Annotated in this window: 1 rRNA gene; it reads left to right on the forward strand. The window is 54.2% G+C overall.

Features of this window, described 5'->3' with window-relative positions:
• Window positions 1–629, forward strand: a 23S ribosomal RNA gene (locus tag IF803_RS42540); the annotation flags it as partial.

A 629-nucleotide genomic window follows, 5' to 3' on the forward strand; every position in this document is an offset into this window, starting at 1 on the left:
GTGAAAAGCCCGCTCGCCGGAAGACCAAGGGTTCCTGTCCAACGGTAATCGGGGCAGGGTGAGGCGACCCCGAAGGCGAGGCTGAAAAGCGTAGTCGATGGGAAACAGGTTAATATTCCTGTACTTGGTGTTACTGCGAAGGGGGGACGGAGAAGGCTAGGCTAGCCGGGCGACGGTTGTCCCGGTTTAAGCGTGTAGGGGGTGTGACCTGGTAAATCCGGTTGCATATTAACCCTGAGGCGTGATGACGATGCACTACGGTGCAGAAGTAGTTGATGCCCTGCTTCCAGGAAAATCCTCTAAGCATCAGGTAACATTAAATCGTACCCCAAACCGACACAGGTGGTCAGGTAGAGAATACCAAGGCGCTTGAGAGAACTCGGGTGAAGGAACTAGGCAAAATGGTGCCGTAACTTCGGGAGAAGGCACGCTGGCATGTAGGTGAAGTCCCTCGCGGATGGAGCTGAAGCCAGTCGAAGATACCAGCTGGCTGCAACTGTTTAATAAAAACACAGCACTGTGCAAACACGAAAGTGGACGTATACGGTGTGACGCCTGCCCGGTGCTGGAAGGTTAATTGATGGGGTCAGCCGCAAGGCGAAGCTCTTGATCGAAGCCCCAGTAAACGG

It is taken from the genome of Bradyrhizobium sp. UFLA06-06 (assembly GCF_054820065.1).